Origin of the sequence: Massilia aurea (assembly GCF_014200505.1) — a bacterium.
Classification (GTDB): domain Bacteria; phylum Pseudomonadota; class Gammaproteobacteria; order Burkholderiales; family Burkholderiaceae_D; genus Telluria; species Telluria aurea_B.
In genome coordinates, this window is record NZ_JACHBX010000001.1 from 1,912,083 (window position 1) to 1,929,401 (window position 17,319).

A 17,319-nucleotide genomic window follows, 5' to 3' on the forward strand; every position below is an offset into this window, starting at 1 on the left:
CGCCGAAGCGCGTTATGGGACCAATCCGATACGAATCCTCACCGCTCTTAGTCGAGCAGATTGTTCTTCATGGCGTAATAGGTCAAGTCGGAGTTGGACTGCAGGCCCATTTTTTCCATGATGCGGGTACGGTAGGTCGACACGGTCTTGATCGACAACGACAGCGCATTGCCGATATCGGACACGGTCGCGCCCTTCGCCAGACGCAGGAAGACCTGGAATTCGCGATCGGACAGCTCGGTGTGCAGCGCCGTATTCGGATCGCGGTCAAAACTCTGGGCCAGCAATTCGCCAACCGTTGACGAGACGTAACGGCGGCCCTGGAACACGGTGCGCACGGCCGTCTTGAGCTCGTCCGCTTCGCATTCCTTGTTCAGGTAACCGTTCGCGCCCATCTTGAACAGGTTCAGCGCGTATTGCTGCGCCGGATAACCCGACAGAATCAGCACGGGCAGATTGGGCTGGCCCTGGCGAATGGTGCGCAGGATGTCGATGCCGCTTTGATCCGGCATGGCGATATCGAGCAGCAGCACGTCGCAAATCTCGCGGCGCGCGATATCCAGCGCCTCACGGCCCGTAGCGCCTTCGGCCACGACTTCAAAGTCGCCCGACGACGAAAAAATCTGCTTGAAACCTGCTCGTACTATCTGGTGATCGTCACAAATGGCAACGCGTATCATTGTCTTCCCTTAAATTTTCCTTGCGCAGGAAAGTGCCGGATCTGCTCCGCCCGGTTGATGCGTGTCATTCAGCATCGCGCGAGTGACATTTTAACACTCCGCGGCCTGCCTTCAACAGCGGTACGAATGCATGAGTGATCAAACGCGGTGCTTGACCCGGCGACGACCCGCTGCCTGCAGAATTGCGAGCGAACCGGCGCAGTCTGGTGCGGCAATCTTGCCGCTGGCGTGAGATGCTGGCCTGCACTAGGGCGCTGGTGGCGACCCGTGCTTGAGCAGATCGAGGATATCCAGCAAGCCGGCGCGCAATTTATCGCCATCGATGGCCGGTGGGGTGTCGCGCAGGCGCTCTTCATCGAGCTCGGCCACCACGGTCGCGCGATGGTCGAGCCGGTTACGCGCGCCGCTGATGGTAAAGCCCTGCTCGTACAGCAATTCACGGATACGCCGGATCAGCAGGACCTCGTGGTGCTGGTAATAGCGGCGGTTGCCACGACGCTTGACGGGCTTGAGCTGGGTGAATTCCTGCTCCCAGTAGCGCAACACATGGGGTTTGACACCGCACAGCTCACTGACTTCCCCAATCGTGAAATAACGTTTGGCCGGAATGGGTGGCAGCACGGTCAGTTCGGTCTTGTTTGGTCGGTCGTTCATCGTCTATCAGGCTGCGCGCGCCATCGAACCCGAGCCCGAATTACCTGGCCCGGCTTCTTCCACCATGGCCTTGAGCTTCTGGCTGGCGTGGAACGTCACGACGCGGCGTGCCGTAATGGGAATTTCTTCCCCGGTTTTCGGATTGCGGCCGGGCCGCTGCGGCTTGTCGCGCAACTGGAAATTGCCAAAGCCCGACAGCTTGACGGCTTCGCCGCGCTCGAGTGCATTGCGGATCTCGTCGAAGAAGGTCTCGACCATGTCTTTGGCTTCGCGCTTGTTCAGCCCGACCTGCTCGAACAGCAGCTCGGCCAGCTCGGCCTTGGTGAGCGTGGGCAATGACTGCTCTGCCTCTTTACGCACGCGCGCCACCAGCATTGCACGATCCAGGTCGGCCACGAGGGCTTCCTGGAACACGGTCGAATCAACGTCGTTATTGTTAATTTTGAGGCCCTGCCCGTAAGTCAAACGATGCCGCGGCGACAGCAACACGGCTTGGGAGTCGTGTGCTGTCAGCCTGGAAATGCATATTATGCACGCAGCTTCGCGTTCAGTTTGGTTGAAGCAGTGGCGAGCACCGCCGCCATGATGGCGTCGACCGCATCGTCCTGCAGTGTCGATTGAGTATCTTGCAAGCTAAAGCGGAAAGCAAGGCTTTTTTCATCCGCTTCCAGACCCTTGCCGCGATATTCATCAAACAAAACAACGGCTTGCACGATCTTTCCCATAGGATTTACTGCGATTTCAGCAGTAAAAGCATCCAGTACGGACTGGGCCGGCACGTCCTGTTTCACCACCAGTGCCAGGTCGCGCGTGGCGCCCGGGAACTTGGAAATCTCCGCATACACGGGCACGATACGACCGCGCAATGCTTCAGCATCGACCTCGAACACAACCGGTGCTTGCGGCAGATCATACTTTTGCAGCCAGCGCGGGTGCAGCTCGCCGATCACGCCGATCTGCTGATCGTCGAGCATGACATTGGCCGAGCGGCCCGGGTGCAGCGCCGGATGTTCCGCGGTCGAGAAACGCAGCTGGCGCGGTGCAAACAGCGCTTCGAGATCGGCCTTCAGGTCGAAGAAGTCGACGGCGCGCGTGGCGACGTCCCATTGTTCGTCGAGCGCCGGGCCGTAGGCAATCGCGGCGACGCGCTTTGGCTGGTCGTAACCGGCCACCGTCAGCGGGCCATCCATGATCGACGCGTTGCGCTTGAACACACCGCCGACTTCGAACGCGCGCACGCGGCCAGCCTTGCGGTTGATGTTGTAGCGCACGTTGGCGACCAGGCTGCCGATCAGCGACGAACGCATCACGCTGAGCTGGCTGGCGATCGGGTTTTGCAGGCGGATCGGCTCGAGGTTACCGGCGAAATCCTGCTCCCACGTGCTTTCGACAAAGCTCATGTTGACCACTTCCTGGAAACCCAGGTCGGCCAGCTGGTGGCGGATCGCAAACAGCGAGCGGGTGTTTTCCGGCTCGATCAGCATCGCGCTCGGCGCCGTTGGCGGCCGGGTAGGAATGTTCTCGAAGCCATAGACGCGCGCGACTTCTTCGATCAGGTCTTCCTCGATCTCGATGTCGAAGCGGTAGGTCGGCGCCGTCACATGGAACACGCCCTCTTCCTGCACGAAGCCCAAATGCAGGCGCGTGAAGATGTCGGCGATCATGGCATCGGTCAGCGGCACCCCGATGACTTGCGCAGCGCGCGCCGTGCGCAGCACCACGGGCGTGCGCACCGGCAGGTTGACGATCTGGTCGTCGATCGGGCCGACCTTGCTGTCGGGCGTGCCGCAGATGTCGATCAGGAGCGCCGTGATGCGCTCGAGGTGATCGGGCACGGTCGCGTAGTCGACGCCACGCTCGAAGCGGTGCGCGGCATCGGTCGAGAAATTGAAGCGGCGGGCACGGCCCTGGATGGCGTTTGGCCACCAGAATGCCGCTTCCAGATAGATATCGGTGGTGTCGAGCGACACGGCGGTCGAGTCGCCGCCCATGATGCCGGCCAGCGATTCGATCTGCTGCTCATCGGCGATCACGCCGACCCATTCGTCGACGGCAACCGTGTTGCCATTCAAGAGCTTGAGGGACTCGCCAGTCTTGCCCCAGCGCACGTCCAGGCTGCCGTGGATCTTGGCCAGGTCGAACACGTGCGACGGACGGCCGACTTCGAGCATCACGTAGTTGGAGATGTCGACCAGCGCCGACACCGAGCGCTGGCCGCTGCGTTCCAGGCGGCGCTTCATCCACTCGGGCGTGGCCGCGCGCGCATTCAGACCGCGGATCACGCGGCCGGCAAAACGGCCGCAAAGATCCGGCGCCGACACCTTCACAGGCAGGATCTCGTCGCTGTTGACCGCCACCGTGCGGGTCGGCTCGAGCATCAAAGGTGCGCCGGTCAGGGCCGCCACTTCGCGCGCCACACCCAGCACGGACAGGCAATCGGCCTTGTTCGGCGTGAGCTTGATCGTGAACTTCAGGTCGTCCAGGCCCAGGTAGTCGCGAATGCTCTGGCCCACCGGCGCGTCGGCCGGCAGTTCCATCAAGCCATTGCTTTCTTCGGAGATGCCCAGTTCTTTGCTCGAGCACATCATGCCCTGCGACTCGACGCCGCGCAGCTGGCCAACCTTGATTTCAAACGGCTTGCCATCGGCGCCTGGCGGCAGCACGGCGCCGGCTTTCGCGCAGATGGCTTTCATGCCGGCGCGCACGTTCGGCGCACCGCACACGATATTGAGCAAGATGCCGGTGCCGACATCGACCTGGCACACGTTCAGGCGGTCGGCGTTCGGGTGCTTGACCACTTCCTTGACCTCGGCCACGACGACGTTCGAGAACGGCGGGGCGACCGCTTCGACCTCTTCCACTTCGAGGCCCGACATGGTGAGCAGGTGCGACAGCGCGCCGGAGTCGATCTGCGGATTGACGATCGAGCGGAGCCAGTTTTCGGAGAATTGCATAATCTTTGTGCCTCAGCGTCGAATTAATTGAACTGCTTCAGGAAGCGCAGGTCGCCTTCGTAGAACAGGCGCAGATCGCTGATTCCATAACGCAGCATCGTCAGGCGCTCAAGGCCAGAGCCGAACGCGAAGCCGATGAATTTTTCCGGGTCGAGCCCGAAGTTGCGCACCACCGTCGGGTGCACCTGGCCGGCGCCCGACACTTCGAGCCAGCGGCCCTTGAGCGGCCCGGAGCCGAACGCGATATCGATCTCGGCCGACGGTTCGGTAAACGGGAAATACGACGGACGGAAGCGCACTTGCAGGTCGTCGGTCTCGAAGAAGGCCTGCACGAAGTTCAGGTACACGCCCTTGAGGTCGGCGAAGCTGATGTTCTCGCCGATCCACAGGCCTTCGACCTGATGGAACATCGGCGAGTGGGTCGCGTCGCTGTCGACGCGGTAGGTGCGACCCGGTGCGATGACCTTGATCGGCGGCGTGTGGGTGCGGGCATAGCGCACCTGCATCGGGCTCGTGTGCGTGCGCAGCAGCAGCGGCTTGCCGGTGCTGTCGTTGCCGTCGATATAGAAGGTGTCCTGCATCGAACGGGCCGGGTGATTCTCGGGGCTGTTCAGTGCCGTGAAATTGGTCCAGTCGTTTTCGATCTCGGGGCCGTCGGCCACGTCGAAACCGATGGAGCGGAAGATCTGCTCGACGCGTTCCCAGGTGCGCATCACCGGGTGGATGCCACCCTTCGAGCGGCCACGGCCGGGCAGCGTCACGTCGATGGCTTCCATGGAAAGACGCGCCTGCAGCTGCGCTTCGGCGAGCGCCTCGCGGCGCGCAGTCAATGCCTGTTCGATTTGTTCTTTGGCGGCATTGATCAGGGCGCCCTGCGCCTTGCGCGCATCGGGATCGAGCTTGCCCAGACCCTTCATCAGGTCGGTCACCTGGCCGGTCTTGCCCAGGTACTTGGCTTTCGCATTTTCAAGCGCGGCGGCGTCTGGCGCCTCCGCGAAATCGGCACGGGCCGCGACGACGAGTTCTTCCAGGTTCATGCTTGTTCTTTTCCTGTTTTTCGTTGGCGGGAGACGCCAGAATCAAAAACGGGGCACAGGTGTGAACCTTGCCCCGCTTCTTTGTGCGCCACGCCCGGTGAGGGGCGCAGCACCAACTTGCTTAGCAGCTTAACTGATTAAGCAGCCAGCTTGGCCTTGACGGCGCTGACAATCGCGGCGAATGCCGGCTTGTCATGCACAGCCATGTCGGCCAGGACTTTACGGTCCAGTTCAATTGCGGACTTCTTCAGGCCGTTCATGAACACGCTGTAGGTCATGCCGTGCGAACGCGAAGCCGCGTTGATACGGGTGATCCACAGTGCGCGGAAGACGCGCTTCTTGTTGCGACGGTCACGGTATGCATATTGACCAGCGCGCATGACTGCTTGCTTGGCAACACGATATACCTTGCTGCGACGACCGCGGTAACCTTTGGCAAGGTCAAGAACCTTCTTATGACGGGCACGTGCTGTAACCCCACGTTTAACTCTAGGCATAGTAGCTCCTTAGTGTGAGATTAAGCAGATGGCATCATGCGGTAGACGGACGTGACGTCTGCTGCATTGATGTTGCGGGTGCCGCGCAGTTGGCGCTTGTTCTTGGTGGTCTTCTTGGTCAGGATGTGACGCTTGAACGCCATACCCGATTTCACAGTACCACCTGGACGCACGCGAAAACGTTTCTTCGCGCTGCTTTTGGTTTTCATTTTTGGCATAGTCATCTGCCCTCGCGGACAGTCTCATATGTAACAGGATTGCAGGTGGCAGCGACGCTGCTCTTAGATGCCTACTTTCACTTGTTTTGCAGCAGACTCAGAGCCTGCTACAACCTGCTTGTCGCAAACAGGAATCGAAGATTGTAGCACAGCTTATTCACGCTTGGATAGCTGACTGCAAGAAAGACAGGCAGTCAGATACACCAGATGTACGGACGCAATAAAGCCGGGCCGGGCTACAGACAACGTCTGTAACGCGGACCCGGCTCTGGATGCTCCCGGCGAAGAATTACTTCTTCTTCCTCGGCGCGACCACCATGATCATCTGGCGACCTTCGAGTTTCGGGAACTGCTCCACCTGACCGACTGCATCGAGATCCGTGCGCAGACGCTCGAGCACACGCATGCCGATATCCTGGTGGGCCATTTCACGACCGCGGAAGCGCAGCGTGATCTTGGCTTTGTCGCCTTCTTCCAGGAACTTGATGAGGTTACGCAACTTGATGTTGTAGTCGCCATCATCGGTACCCGGGCGGAATTTGACTTCCTTGACCTGGATGATCTTCTGCTTGAGCTTCGCCTCATGCGCCTTTTTTTGCTCCGAATACTTGAACTTGCCGTAGTCCATCAGGCGGCAGACCGGCGGGACCGCGTTTGGCGCGATCTCGACCAAGTCGACGTTCAGTTCTTCGGCCATGCGGAACGCGTCGGCCAGACTAACGATGCCCAATGGCTCGTTCTCTACGCCGTTCAAACGCATTTCGGGATGGGTGATCTCGCCATTGATGCGATTATTCTTGTCAGTAGCTATGTTGTTTCCTTTGAACGTATTAAAATTTGGCCGGGATTACTTGGTCTTGGCGGCGACTTCGCCTACCAGACGTTCCACGAGTGCATCGACGGACATTACGCCCAGATCGACATTGCCTCGGGCTCGCACAGCCACGGTATTCGCGTCTTTTTCTTTATCCCCAACAACGAGGATGTACGGCAGTTTTTGGACGGAATGTTCACGTATTTTATAGGTGATCTTCTCATTGCGCAAATCAGCGTGAACACGCAGGCCTGCCGCGCGCAGCTTGGCCTCGACTTCTTTCACGTAATCGCCCTGCGCATCCGAGATGTTCAGCACCGCCACTTGCACCGGCGCCAACCACAGCGGCAGCGCGCCGGCGTAGTTTTCGATCAGGATACCGATGAAACGTTCCATCGAACCGACGATCGCACGGTGCAGCATCACCGGCACGCGGCGAGTGTTGTCTTCTGCAACATACTCGGAACCCAGACGGCCCGGCATCGAGAAGTCGACCTGCACGGTGCCGACCTGCCATGGACGGCCGAGGCTATCCTTCAGGTGGTACTCGATCTTCGGACCATAGAACGCGCCCTCGCCCGGCAATTCGGTCCAGGTCACGCCGCAGGCACGCAGCGCCGAGCGCAGCGATTCTTCGGCCTGGTCCCAGACCTCGTCCGAACCGATGCGGCTGTCAGGACGCAGCGCAAGCTTGACGTCGATATTGGCAAAACCGAAGTCGTCATACACGGCCATCGCCTGGGCGTGGAACGACGTGACTTCGCGTTCGACCTGCTCTTCGGTACAGAAGATGTGGCCGTCATCCTGGGTAAAGCCGCGCACGCGCATCAGGCCGTGCAGCGCGCCGGACGGCTCGTTGCGGTGGCACTGGCCGAATTCGCCAAAGCGCAGCGGCAGGTCGCGGTACGAGCGCATGCCCGAATTGTAGATCTGCACGTGGCCCGGGCAATTCATCGGCTTCAATGCGTACGAGCGGTTCTCCGACTCGGTCGTGAACATATTGTCGCGGTAGTTTTCCCAGTGACCGGTCTTTTCCCACAGCGTGCGATCGAGAATCTGCGGCGCCTTGACTTCGCTGTAGCCGGCGACCTGGTACTTGTGGCGCATATACTGCTCGACCTGCTGCCAGATGGTCCAGCCCTTCGGGTGCCAGAACACAAGGCCCGGCGCTTCCTCCTGGAAGTGGAACAGGTCCAGCGACTTGCCGAGTTTGCGGTGATCGCGCTTTTCGGCTTCTTCGAGCATGTGCAGGTACTGCTCCTGGTCTTCCTTCTTGGTCCAGGCGGTGCCATACACGCGCTGCAGCATTTCGTTCTTGGAGTCGCCGCGCCAGTAGGCGCCCGCCAGCTTCATCAGCTTGAAGACTTTCAGCTTGCCGGACGATGGCACGTGCGGGCCGCGGCACAGGTCGGTGAAGCTGCCTTCGGTGTACAGCGAGACATCCTCGTTTGCCGGGATCGAGGCAATGATTTCTGCCTTGTAGTGCTCGCCGATCGACTTGAAGTAATCGACGGCTTCGTCACGCGGCAACACCTTGCGGGTGACCGGCTCGTCCTTCTTGGCCAGCTCGGTCATCTTCTTTTCGATGGCGGTCAGGTCGTCCGGGGTGAACGGGCGCTTGTACGAGAAGTCGTAATAGAAGCCGTTTTCAATGACCGGACCGATCGTCACCTGCGCTTCAGGGAACAGTTCCTTGACCGCGTGCGCGAGCAGGTGGGCGGTCGAGTGACGGATGACGTCCAGGCCTTCAGGATCACGGTCGGTGACGATCGCGAGATCGGCGTCGGCATCGATCAGGAACGACGTGTCGACCACTTTGCCGTTGACCTTGCCGGCGAGCGCCGCCTTGCCCAGGCTCGGGGCAATGCTCTGCGCTACCTGCGCCACCGTCACGGGACCGTCAAACTGGCGGCTGGAACCATCGGGAAGTCGGACGTTCAACATGCTGTACTCCAATCGTGGCGCCGCGCGCCGTTAAATAACAAGAATCAAGGATAGTAAAATCTGGACGAAAAAAAACGCGGGCTAGCCGCGTTTTCTTCTTTGTGTCGAGCAAAAGAACACCACACCGCGCCTAGCGATTCCCCCACAACCTGGTTGTAGTTCGCGGTGTCATAACCGTTGATGCCTTTCTCGCTCTTACTGATATTCTGGTGGGCGGTGCAGAATTCGAATCTGCGACCCCTTGGATGTCGACCAAGTATTCTAACCAGCTGAACTAACCGCCCGATGCCGCCATTATAGGGACCTGATTCAGGAACCGCAACCCTCGCACCAAATTTATTGCTGACCAGGCCGTCATGCTGCGGATACACCAGATGATTTACACTGCTGATCCTGCCCCATACTGAATGCATTGGCGATGACGTACAAGCCGCACGACCCTTCCCACCTGCATGCTCACCTCGACGGTGACGCACGCCACTCCCACTCCATCGAAGCGCGCAGCCAGAAGGCGCTGGCGTTCGCGATGGGCCTGACGCTGCTGTTTGCGCTGATCGAGGTGATCACCGGCTTCGTGTCGAACTCGCTGGCCCTGATCTCGGACGCCGGCCATATGGTCACCGACGCCGCCGCCCTCGGCCTGGCCCTGCTCGCACAGATGATCGCCAAGCGCCCGCCCTCGGCGCGCCACTCGTTCGGCTTTGTACGCGCCGAAGCCCTGGCCGCGTTCGTCAACTGCCTGGTGATGCTGGCCCTGGTAGGCTGGATTGGCTGGGAAGCCATTCAGCGCCTGATCCATCCGGAGCCCGTCAAGGGCGGCATCGTCCTGGTGGTGGCCGCGCTGGGCGCCTCGATCAATCTGCTCGTCGCGTGGATCCTGTCGCGCAACAACGACAGCATCAACACGCGCGCCGCGCTCGTCAATGTGATGGGCGACCTGCTCGGCTCGCTGGCCGCGATCGCGTCCGGCGCCATCATCTATTACACCGGCTGGCTGCGCGCTGACCCGATCCTGTCGATCTTCGTCGCCCTGCTGATCCTCCGCTCGACCAGCGGCATCCTGCGCGAGTCGTATCACTTTCTGATGGAAGCCGTGCCGCACGCGATCGACTTCGTGCAGGTGGGCGCCGACATGGCCGCCGTCGACGGCGTACTGGCCGTGCACGACATGCACGTCTGGGACATGTCGCCCGGCCATCCGGCGCTGATCGGCCACATCGAGATCCGCAGCCTGGAACAATGGCCCGCCGTGCTGGAAGCCGTACGCGCGATGCTGCGCGCGCGCCATGGCATCGATCACGTGACGCTGCAACCCGAAGCGGCCGGCGGCAAATCACTGTGAAACCAGCGGTCAACATCGACTTGCCACTGTTCGTGTAAGCACAGGCCCACTAGATGCGAGCACGTGCGCCGATAGCCCGGTTCGGCAATCGGCGACATAATGCACGTATGGACCTTACACCGAACGTATTCGACACTCTCATCATCGGCGGCGGGCCGGGTGGCCTGACCGCTGCCATTTACCTGCGCCGCTTTACCCGAAATGTCGCACTGGTCGACAAGGGCAACAGCCGCCTGGCCTGGATTCCCGTCTCGCACAACTACCCTGGCTTTCCGGACGGGATCAATGGCAAGCTGTTGCTCGACCAGCTGCGCTGCCAGCTGGGCAAGTACGGCGGCCACGTGATTCCCGGCGAAATCAGCAACCTGCGCATCGACGACGGCCTGTTCATCGCCGACTGCACGAGCCCGGAGGGTAACGTCACCGAAATGCGCGCCTACACGGTGCTGCTGGCCACGGGCGTGGCGGACGTCGGCATGCCGGTCGAGCGCTGGGACGAAGCGGTGGCCAGCGGCGCGGTGCGCCTGTGCCCCGTATGCGACGGCTACGACGTGATCGACAAGCGCATTGCCGTGGCCACGGCCGAAGTCAATCCGGTCGGCCACGCACTCTTCATGCGCAGCTTCAGCCGCGATGTGCTGCTGTTCGAGCGGGCCGACGAGTCGGTGGTCGACGCCGACCAACATGCGCAGCTGCAGGCGGCGAATGTGCAGCACATCGCGTCACCGCTGGCCGGCGTTACGCTGACCGACGACCTGAAACCCGTGCTGCACACGCGCGACGGGGAATCTTACGAATGCGATGTGTTCTACCCGATGCTGGGCGAAAATGCGCGCTCCGGCCTGGCGGCCAATCTGGGCGCCGAAACGGTCGAATGCGATACGCTGGCGGTGGATGACCATTGCCGCACGGCCGTGCCCGGGCTGTATGCGATTGGTGACGTCACGCGCGGGCTGAACCAGATCACGGTAGCGACCGGTCAAGCCGCCATTGCCGCAACGACGATCCATAACACGCTGCCGTGGGCCCTGCGCTGACGGGTTAAGCGTTACCGGCCGCCGGCCAGCTTGCGGCGCCGCTCGATCGCTGCCTGCGCCGCCGTGTCGCCCGCCGCCTCCGCGCGCTGCGCCTGCACACCCAGCCACGCCAGCAGCGGCCGGCGCCAGCCCTGGGTCGACGCCGTATCAACGGCCAGCGCGATTCCCGCTGGCGTGATGCGGCTCGCCTTGAACTGCGCGCCAGCCGCTACCAGCCGCGCCAGGGGATCGGCGATGCTCTCCAGCGTACCGCCATTAACTACAGCCCGATGCTGCTCGGGCAGCAGCGCCACCTCCAGACCATCCCACTGTCCCGCCAAATAAGCAGCGTAGGCACGCTGCGCTGGCGTGGCGTCACTTGCCAGCGCTGCATAACCCGGACACTCCTCGAACACGAGACTGGCCACCTGCGCCGCGCAGCGCACCAGCTCGACCTGCGCTACATGGTCAGCGCGCCCGGTGGCAGTGGTCTCGGCGCGCGCTTCGCGAAACTCGGCATTCGATGCGGCCGTGTGGCCTTTCAGGTAATCGTCAACGGACGCGTCGAGCGCGCCCTTGGCGTTCGCCTGCCAGTCGGGCGGCAACGGCTTGCTCGCGCAGCCGGCCAGCATTGCAGCGATCAACAATGGAATGCACTTCATGGCAGCTTGATCTCCGGATTGGTGCGCGCGAACGGCCACTTGCGGTTAATTTCCTCGACGAGGCGATTCACCTTGCGCAGGCTCGCGTCGACGTCGCCACGCAGCGCGCTCAGGTCTTCGGTCGCTTCGCGCGTGTTGGCCCCGACGGCCTGCGCTTCGACCAGCACCGCGTCGACTTTCTTGAGCGTGGCGCTCGCGTCCTTGAGCACGACGTCAAGCTGGCGCACGGCCGTCTGAGCATCGTCCATCACGCCGGCCTGGCCGAACACGCGCTGGTCGGCCTTGGCCAGGATCAGATTCACGCGGTCGAGCGCCTCCATCAGCTTCTTCGCTTCTTCATCGCCACCCAGCGCGCCGCCGAGCACGCCGTAACGCCCCGACATGCGGCCCGTCACGGCCGACAGGTTCGATAGGCTGGTGTTCACGTCCGAGCCCGATGACGTCATCGTTTCCAGGTTTTCCAGCAGCCCGCGCGCCGTGGCGACGATGCGCGGAATCTCCGCGGTGGCGTCGCCGCGCAGCACGGTGCGGGTCGAGCCCGCCGGCAGCGGCGCATCGGTCAGCACGCCCGTGTAAGCACGCAGGCGCGTTTCACCGACGATGCTCGACTCCAGCGTGAACACGCTCGAGGCGCGCAACCACTTGGCGTCCTTGCTCTGGACGTCGACCAGGATATTCACCTTGCCGGTATCGGCCAGCTCCACCTGGCGCACGCGCCCGATCGGAAAGCCGGCAAACGTCATGTCCATGCCGGGAATGACGCCGGTCGAATCGTCGGCCACGAGCGTGAGGCGCTGGGTCGGCTCGAACACGCCGCGCGCGTACATCACGTAGAACACGAAGCCGCAAATCATCAGCCCCAGAAAAACGAGGAGGATCACGGCCTTGGTTTCGACGTGCTTCGGTTCGTCGGGCAGCGCGGTATCGGGAATCTGGTCCGTCATGTAAGTCTTGGTCCTGTCAATCAGATGTATTTCAGTGCAAGCGAGGCCGCTTCGATCACGATCAGCACGAACAGCAGGCGCAGTGCGCCCGGCTGCACGGTCGAGACAAGCCGGCGCGGATAGCGCTGCAATTCGAGGATGGCCGCCGTCGGGATCAGCGCCACGGCCAGGCCGAACAGCACCGTCTTGAGCACGAAGCCGGCCGTGACGGTTGGTGCGAACACGCGCCCCACCGTGCGGGTATAGTCGCCCAGACCCCACGGCGAGACACCGTACACGTTCAGATAGGCCAGCAGCAGCACGACGATGGAGGTGACCAGCGCCAGCGTCAGCACCGCCACGGCATTGGCGAACAACTGGGGCACCAGGTCGCTGCGCATGCGCCGCAGCGCGTCGTCGCTGGCACCGCGCGCAGGCAGTGCGCGGCGTGCAAGGCCGAGGGCCGACGCGTCGAACGCCATGCTGGCGCGCAGCGCGACGAACAGCGCCGCGCACAGCGGGATCAGTTCGAGTACCAGCACCCGTACCACCATCTCGAGCGCAAAGCCCGACAAGCCATAGCTCTTGGCCGTGACCAGCACGATGCGGATGATGACGAGGCTCACCAGGCACGCGGCCAGCGTGAACCAGGGCAGCACCTGCCAGGTGCTGGCGTGGATGTGGCGCGCGGTGGCGTGGAAGCGCTCGCGCTGCCAGGTCGACGGCGAGAACGCGAGCACGATGGCGATTGCGCCCAGATGGATCATGTACCACCAGCTGCGCAGGTAGCGTTTGGCGTGCGCGAACCAGAGTTCGGGATGGGCGGTGGAAGGAAGCGAGCGCGGCATGGGCTGAATGATACTGCGGTTGCGGCAGGCTGCGCGGGTCGGTGACAAATGATTACGTCACCTCCCCGCACACCGGGCATGACGCTACTGCCGCTTCGCCTCCATCACGCCGCCTACTTCCATGATCGCTGCCAGCGCCTTCTGCGCCTGCGCCGTCGACCCGATTTCGGCCGTGAAGATCATGCGCGCCTGGCCCTTGGCGCTTTGCGTGTTCACCCCGATCACATTGATCTTCTCGCGCGAGAAGACCTCGGAGATATCGCGCAGCAGCCCTTGCCGGTCCTGCGCCAGGATGAACAGGTCGACCGGATACACGGTTTCGTTGCCCGCTGAACCCCATTCGGTCTGGATGACGCGCTCCGGCGACTTGGCCTGCATCTCCGAGAAGTTCTTGCACGTCAGCCGGTGGATCGACACGCCCTTGCCGCGCGTGACGAAGCCGATGATCGGATCGGGCGGGGCCGGCTTGCAGCACTTGGCCAAGAGCGTCATCAGCCCCTCGGTGCCCAGCACCAGCACGCCCGACTTGGCGCCCTGCTCCACACTCGAAGCGCGGCTCTTGTTGTCGAACTTCGGTTCCTCAACGGGCGCCGGTTCGTCGCCATCGTGCAGCGCTGCTTCCACGTGGCGCAGGCTGAACTTGTCCTTGCCCACTTCGATGAACAGTTCGTCCACCTTGGCAAAGCCCAGCTTCTGCGCGAGCAGCTCCAGGTTGACGGCCGTCTTGCCTTCGCGCTGGAGCGACTTTTCGACGAGCGCCCGGCCATGGGCCAGCGTTTCGGCCTGGTCCAGCGCATGAAACCAGGCGCGGATCTTCGAGCGCGTGCGGCTGCTGACCGCGTAGCCGGGACTGAGCCAGTCGCGCGACGGGCCCTGATTGCCGCTGGAGCCCTTGGCCGTGATGATTTCGCAGGTCTGGCCGTTTTTCAGTTGCGTATTGAGTGGCACCATCACGCCGTCGATGCGCGCGCCGCGGCAGCGGTGGCCGACATCGCTGTGCAGGTGGTACGCGAAGTCGATCGGCGTGGCGCCCACCGGCAGTTCGAGCACCCGCGCCTGCGGCGTCAGCACGAAGATGCGGTCGTCCAGCGTCGTGGCCTTGAGCTTTTCGACCCATTCGCGCTGCAGTTCTTCCTGGCCCGACACTGCATCGGACACGTCGGTTTTCCAGGCCAGCAGCTGGCGCAGCCAGGCGATCTTTTCGTCGTATTGCTGGCTCTTGAAGTTCGAGCCCCCTTCTTCTTTGTAGCGCCAGTGCGCTGCGATGCCGTATTCGGCAAAGTTGTGCATCTCCTGCGTGCGGATCTGCACTTCGAGCGGCCGGCCGTCTTCGGCCATGACCACCGTGTGCAGCGAGCGGTAGCCGTTGGGTTTCGGGCGCGAGATATAGTCGTCGAACTCTTTCGGCACCGGCGTCCAGATATTGTGGATCACGCCCAGCACCGTGTAGCAGGTCTTGATGTCGGGGACGATCACGCGAAACGCGCGCACGTCATACAGCTCTGTGAAATCGAGCTCCTTGCCGCGCATCTTGCTCCAGATGCTGTAGATGTGCTTCGGCCGGCCCGACACATCGGCCGGAATCGAGGCCGACGCCAGCTCGCGTTGCAGGCGCTCGATCGACGAGGCGACAAAGCTCTCGCGCGACATGCGCTTTTCTTCGAGCATCTTGGCGATGCGCTTGTAGGTATCGGGCTCGATGAAGCGAAATGCCAGGTCTTCGAGTTCCCACTTCAGTTGCCAGATGCCGAGCCGGTTGGCCAGCGGCGCATAGAAGTCGAGCACCTCGCGCCCGTAGGCGCGCGTGACGTCGTCAAACCGTTTGTGTTCGGCGAAGTGGCGCAGCGTGGCCGCGCACGAGGCAAGGCGCATCAGCACCACGCGCATGTCGGTGGCCATCGCCAGCAGCATCTTGCGCAGCGTCTCGTTTTGCGCTGCGGCCTGCTGCGCGGCGTTCTTGCCACTGCCCACGGGCGCGCCGCCCGCGGTCAGGTCGCGCAGGCGGATCAGCTGATGCACGCCCTGCACGAGCGCGACGACGCCGGCGCCGAAGCGTTCCTCGAGGTCGGTGAACACGGCCGGGTCCATCAGCGCCAGCTCGAACACCAGGCCGGCGATGCGGGTTTCGGCATCGGTATTCAGATACGCGAGCGTGCCGGCAGCGCCGAGCGAGAATTCGAACGCGCTCTGGCCCGAGCCGGCCAGGCGCGTACCGTAGGCGCCGAACGCGTAGTCGAGCGCAGCGTGCACGCGCACGCAGTCCTCAGGGCTCAGCCCCTGTACCAGGCCAGTCTTGGTATCTCCTAACAGTGCGGTGGAGACCATGCGCTCAGCGCAGTGCGGCGATGACGCACACCTCGACCAGGCAGGCCGGGTTGGCCAGCTTGGCTTCGACGGTGGCGCGCGGCGGCGTGTGGCCCTGGGCGACCCACTCGTCCCAGACATCGTTCATGCCGGGGAAGTTGTCCATGTCCGAGATGAAGATATTGCAGGACAGGATGCACGATTTGTCGCTGCCGGCTTCGCCCAGCAAACGGTCGACGTGGCCCAGCACTTCGCGCATCTGGCCATCGATGCCCTGGGTAGTGTCTTCGGCGATCTGGCCGGCCAGGTACACGGTCTCGTTGTGGATCGCGACTTCGGACAGTCGTTTGCCTACATGCAGTCGTTTGATTTCCATGGTCTCTTTCTGTTCGATGGTGGTTGTTTCAGGCCGGATCGTCATGATCCCGTGCCGGTTAAAAATGTGCGGGCGATCTCGATCTGGTCGGCGTGCACGAACGTCGGCGCATGGCCGACGCCGGGGATTTCTACCAGGCGCGCCCGCGGCCCGCGCGTCGTCATCTGCTGCGCCGTGGCGCGCGAGAGCAGATCGGACTGTCCGCCACGCACCAGCAGCGTCGGGCACGTGATCGCATCCCAGGCCGCCCACAGCGCGGCTTCGTCCTCAGCCGCGCGTTCCACCGTCATGCTGCGAAACGGCTGCGCCAGGTTCAGGTCGTAGTGGCGGCGCCACTGGCCGTCGGCATCCTGGCGCAGGACATCGCTGGCCAGCTTGTGCCACTCGGCGTCGGCGTGCGGCCCGAATGGCGCCGAGACGGCCTTGATGTAGTCGGCGCCGGCCGCAAAACTCGGAAAGCGCACGTCCTGGCCGATATACTCGCCGATGCGCTGCAACGCCTCGCCGCCCAATGCCGGGCCGATATCGTTGATCACGAGCCGCGAGATCGGCGAATTTTCCATCGCGGCCAGTGTCATGCCGATCAGGCCGCCCATCGAGGTGCCGAACCAGGCGACGTCTTCATTGTCAGAATCGGCAGTCACGCGGGCGATCAGCGTGACCATGTCGGCCACGTACTGCGAGACCTGGTAGCCGGCCGAATCGCGCAGCCGGTCGGAGCGTCCACGCCCGACGATATCGGGGCACACGACACGCCACGTATCGCACAGCGCCTGCGCCATATCGTCAAAATCATCCCCGACGCGGGTTACGCCGTGCACGCACACGAGCACCTTCGGATTGTCCGCCGCGCCCCATTCCTTGTAGGCGACGCGGTGCAACCCGGCAGGCGACATGCACTGGACGCTCTTGAATCTGGGCTCGGACATCGCGACTCCGGAATAAGAAAAGTATGAAAGGCGCCTGGCGGCTTTCGCACGCGGAAGGCGTTACGGTTAGAATTCTACCAATTCTGAGGGAGTTCCCCCCATACGCTCGCCAACGGGCATT

Annotated in this window: 17 protein-coding genes and 1 tRNA gene; 2 read left to right on the top strand and 16 right to left on the bottom strand. The window is 62.5% G+C overall.

Annotated elements, in window-relative coordinates; translation table 11 throughout:
* Positions 1-47 precede the first annotated feature (47 nt).
* The 10 genes from HD842_RS08400 to HD842_RS08445 form a co-directional block, all read right to left on the bottom strand.
* The gene (locus HD842_RS08400; protein ID WP_091873377.1) at positions 48-680 is read right to left on the bottom strand and encodes a response regulator; all 633 of its coding nucleotides are present in this window, start codon (positions 678-680) and stop codon (positions 48-50) included.
* A 246-nt stretch (positions 681-926) separates the two neighbouring features.
* Positions 927-1,334: a MerR family transcriptional regulator gene (locus tag HD842_RS08405; RefSeq protein WP_183553072.1), complete on the bottom strand. Its 408-nt coding sequence runs from the start codon at positions 1,332-1,334 to the stop codon at positions 927-929.
* 6 nt (positions 1,335-1,340) lie between these two features.
* Complete coding sequence (locus tag HD842_RS08410) at positions 1,341-1,709, bottom strand: integration host factor subunit alpha (protein ID WP_183553735.1); 369 nt, start codon at positions 1,707-1,709, stop codon at positions 1,341-1,343.
* A 152-nt stretch (positions 1,710-1,861) separates the two neighbouring features.
* Positions 1,862-4,288 carry a phenylalanine--tRNA ligase subunit beta gene (pheT, locus tag HD842_RS08415; protein ID WP_183553074.1) on the bottom strand — a complete coding sequence of 809 codons (2,427 nt, stop codon included), beginning with the start codon at positions 4,286-4,288 and terminating at the stop codon, positions 1,862-1,864.
* 23 nt (positions 4,289-4,311) lie between these two features.
* Positions 4,312-5,325: a phenylalanine--tRNA ligase subunit alpha gene (pheS, locus tag HD842_RS08420; protein ID WP_183553075.1), complete on the bottom strand. Its 1,014-nt coding sequence runs from the start codon at positions 5,323-5,325 to the stop codon at positions 4,312-4,314.
* A gap of 137 nt (positions 5,326-5,462) precedes the next feature.
* On the bottom strand, positions 5,463-5,822 hold the full coding sequence (gene rplT / locus HD842_RS08425; RefSeq protein ID WP_183553077.1) for a 50S ribosomal protein L20: 360 nt from the start codon (positions 5,820-5,822) through the stop codon (positions 5,463-5,465).
* 20 nt (positions 5,823-5,842) lie between these two features.
* Positions 5,843-6,040 (bottom strand): 50S ribosomal protein L35, encoded by a 198-nt coding sequence (gene rpmI, locus HD842_RS08430; protein ID WP_183553079.1) that lies wholly within the window; start codon positions 6,038-6,040, stop codon positions 5,843-5,845.
* 289 nt (positions 6,041-6,329) lie between these two features.
* A complete protein-coding gene (gene infC, locus HD842_RS08435) occupies positions 6,330-6,800 on the bottom strand; it encodes a translation initiation factor IF-3 (protein ID WP_221290154.1) in 471 nt (156 codons plus the stop codon).
* A gap of 87 nt (positions 6,801-6,887) precedes the next feature.
* Positions 6,888-8,798, bottom strand: a complete 1,911-nt coding sequence (thrS, locus tag HD842_RS08440) for a threonine--tRNA ligase (protein ID WP_183553081.1) — start codon at positions 8,796-8,798, stop codon at positions 6,888-6,890.
* Positions 8,799-9,005: 207 nt separating this feature from the next.
* Positions 9,006-9,082: transfer RNA gene (locus tag HD842_RS08445), tRNA-Val, on the bottom strand.
* Between the two features lie 134 nt (positions 9,083-9,216).
* Between HD842_RS08445 and HD842_RS08450 the strand changes: the two genes are divergently transcribed.
* A complete protein-coding gene (locus HD842_RS08450; RefSeq protein ID WP_183553083.1) occupies positions 9,217-10,140 on the top strand; it encodes a cation diffusion facilitator family transporter in 924 nt (307 codons plus the stop codon).
* 107 nt (positions 10,141-10,247) lie between these two features.
* A complete protein-coding gene (locus HD842_RS08455; RefSeq protein WP_183553085.1) occupies positions 10,248-11,177 on the top strand; it encodes an NAD(P)/FAD-dependent oxidoreductase in 930 nt (309 codons plus the stop codon).
* Positions 11,178-11,188: 11 nt separating this feature from the next.
* On the opposite strand, the gene HD842_RS08460 is transcribed toward HD842_RS08455, so the two are convergent.
* The 6 genes from HD842_RS08460 to HD842_RS08485 all read right to left on the bottom strand — a co-directional run bounded on the left by HD842_RS08460 (position 11,189) and on the right by HD842_RS08485 (position 17,198).
* Positions 11,189-11,818: a hypothetical protein gene (locus tag HD842_RS08460; protein ID WP_183553087.1), complete on the bottom strand. Its 630-nt coding sequence runs from the start codon at positions 11,816-11,818 to the stop codon at positions 11,189-11,191.
* Complete coding sequence (locus HD842_RS08465; protein WP_183553089.1) at positions 11,815-12,762, bottom strand: MlaD family protein; 948 nt, start codon at positions 12,760-12,762, stop codon at positions 11,815-11,817. Before HD842_RS08465 ends, HD842_RS08460 begins: the two co-directional genes overlap by 4 nt.
* A 20-nt stretch (positions 12,763-12,782) precedes the next feature.
* Entirely contained in the window at positions 12,783-13,589 is an 807-nt protein-coding gene (locus HD842_RS08470; RefSeq protein ID WP_183553090.1) for an MlaE family ABC transporter permease, read from the bottom strand.
* Positions 13,590-13,673: 84 nt separating this feature from the next.
* A complete protein-coding gene (locus HD842_RS08475) occupies positions 13,674-15,914 on the bottom strand; it encodes a RelA/SpoT family protein (RefSeq protein WP_183553091.1) in 2,241 nt (746 codons plus the stop codon).
* Between the two features lie 4 nt (positions 15,915-15,918).
* The gene (locus HD842_RS08480) at positions 15,919-16,269 is read right to left on the bottom strand and encodes a RidA family protein (protein ID WP_183553092.1); all 351 of its coding nucleotides are present in this window, start codon (positions 16,267-16,269) and stop codon (positions 15,919-15,921) included.
* Positions 16,270-16,310: 41 nt separating this feature from the next.
* On the bottom strand, positions 16,311-17,198 hold the full coding sequence (locus HD842_RS08485; RefSeq protein WP_183553093.1) for an alpha/beta fold hydrolase: 888 nt from the start codon (positions 17,196-17,198) through the stop codon (positions 16,311-16,313).
* Positions 17,199-17,319 lie beyond the last annotated feature (121 nt).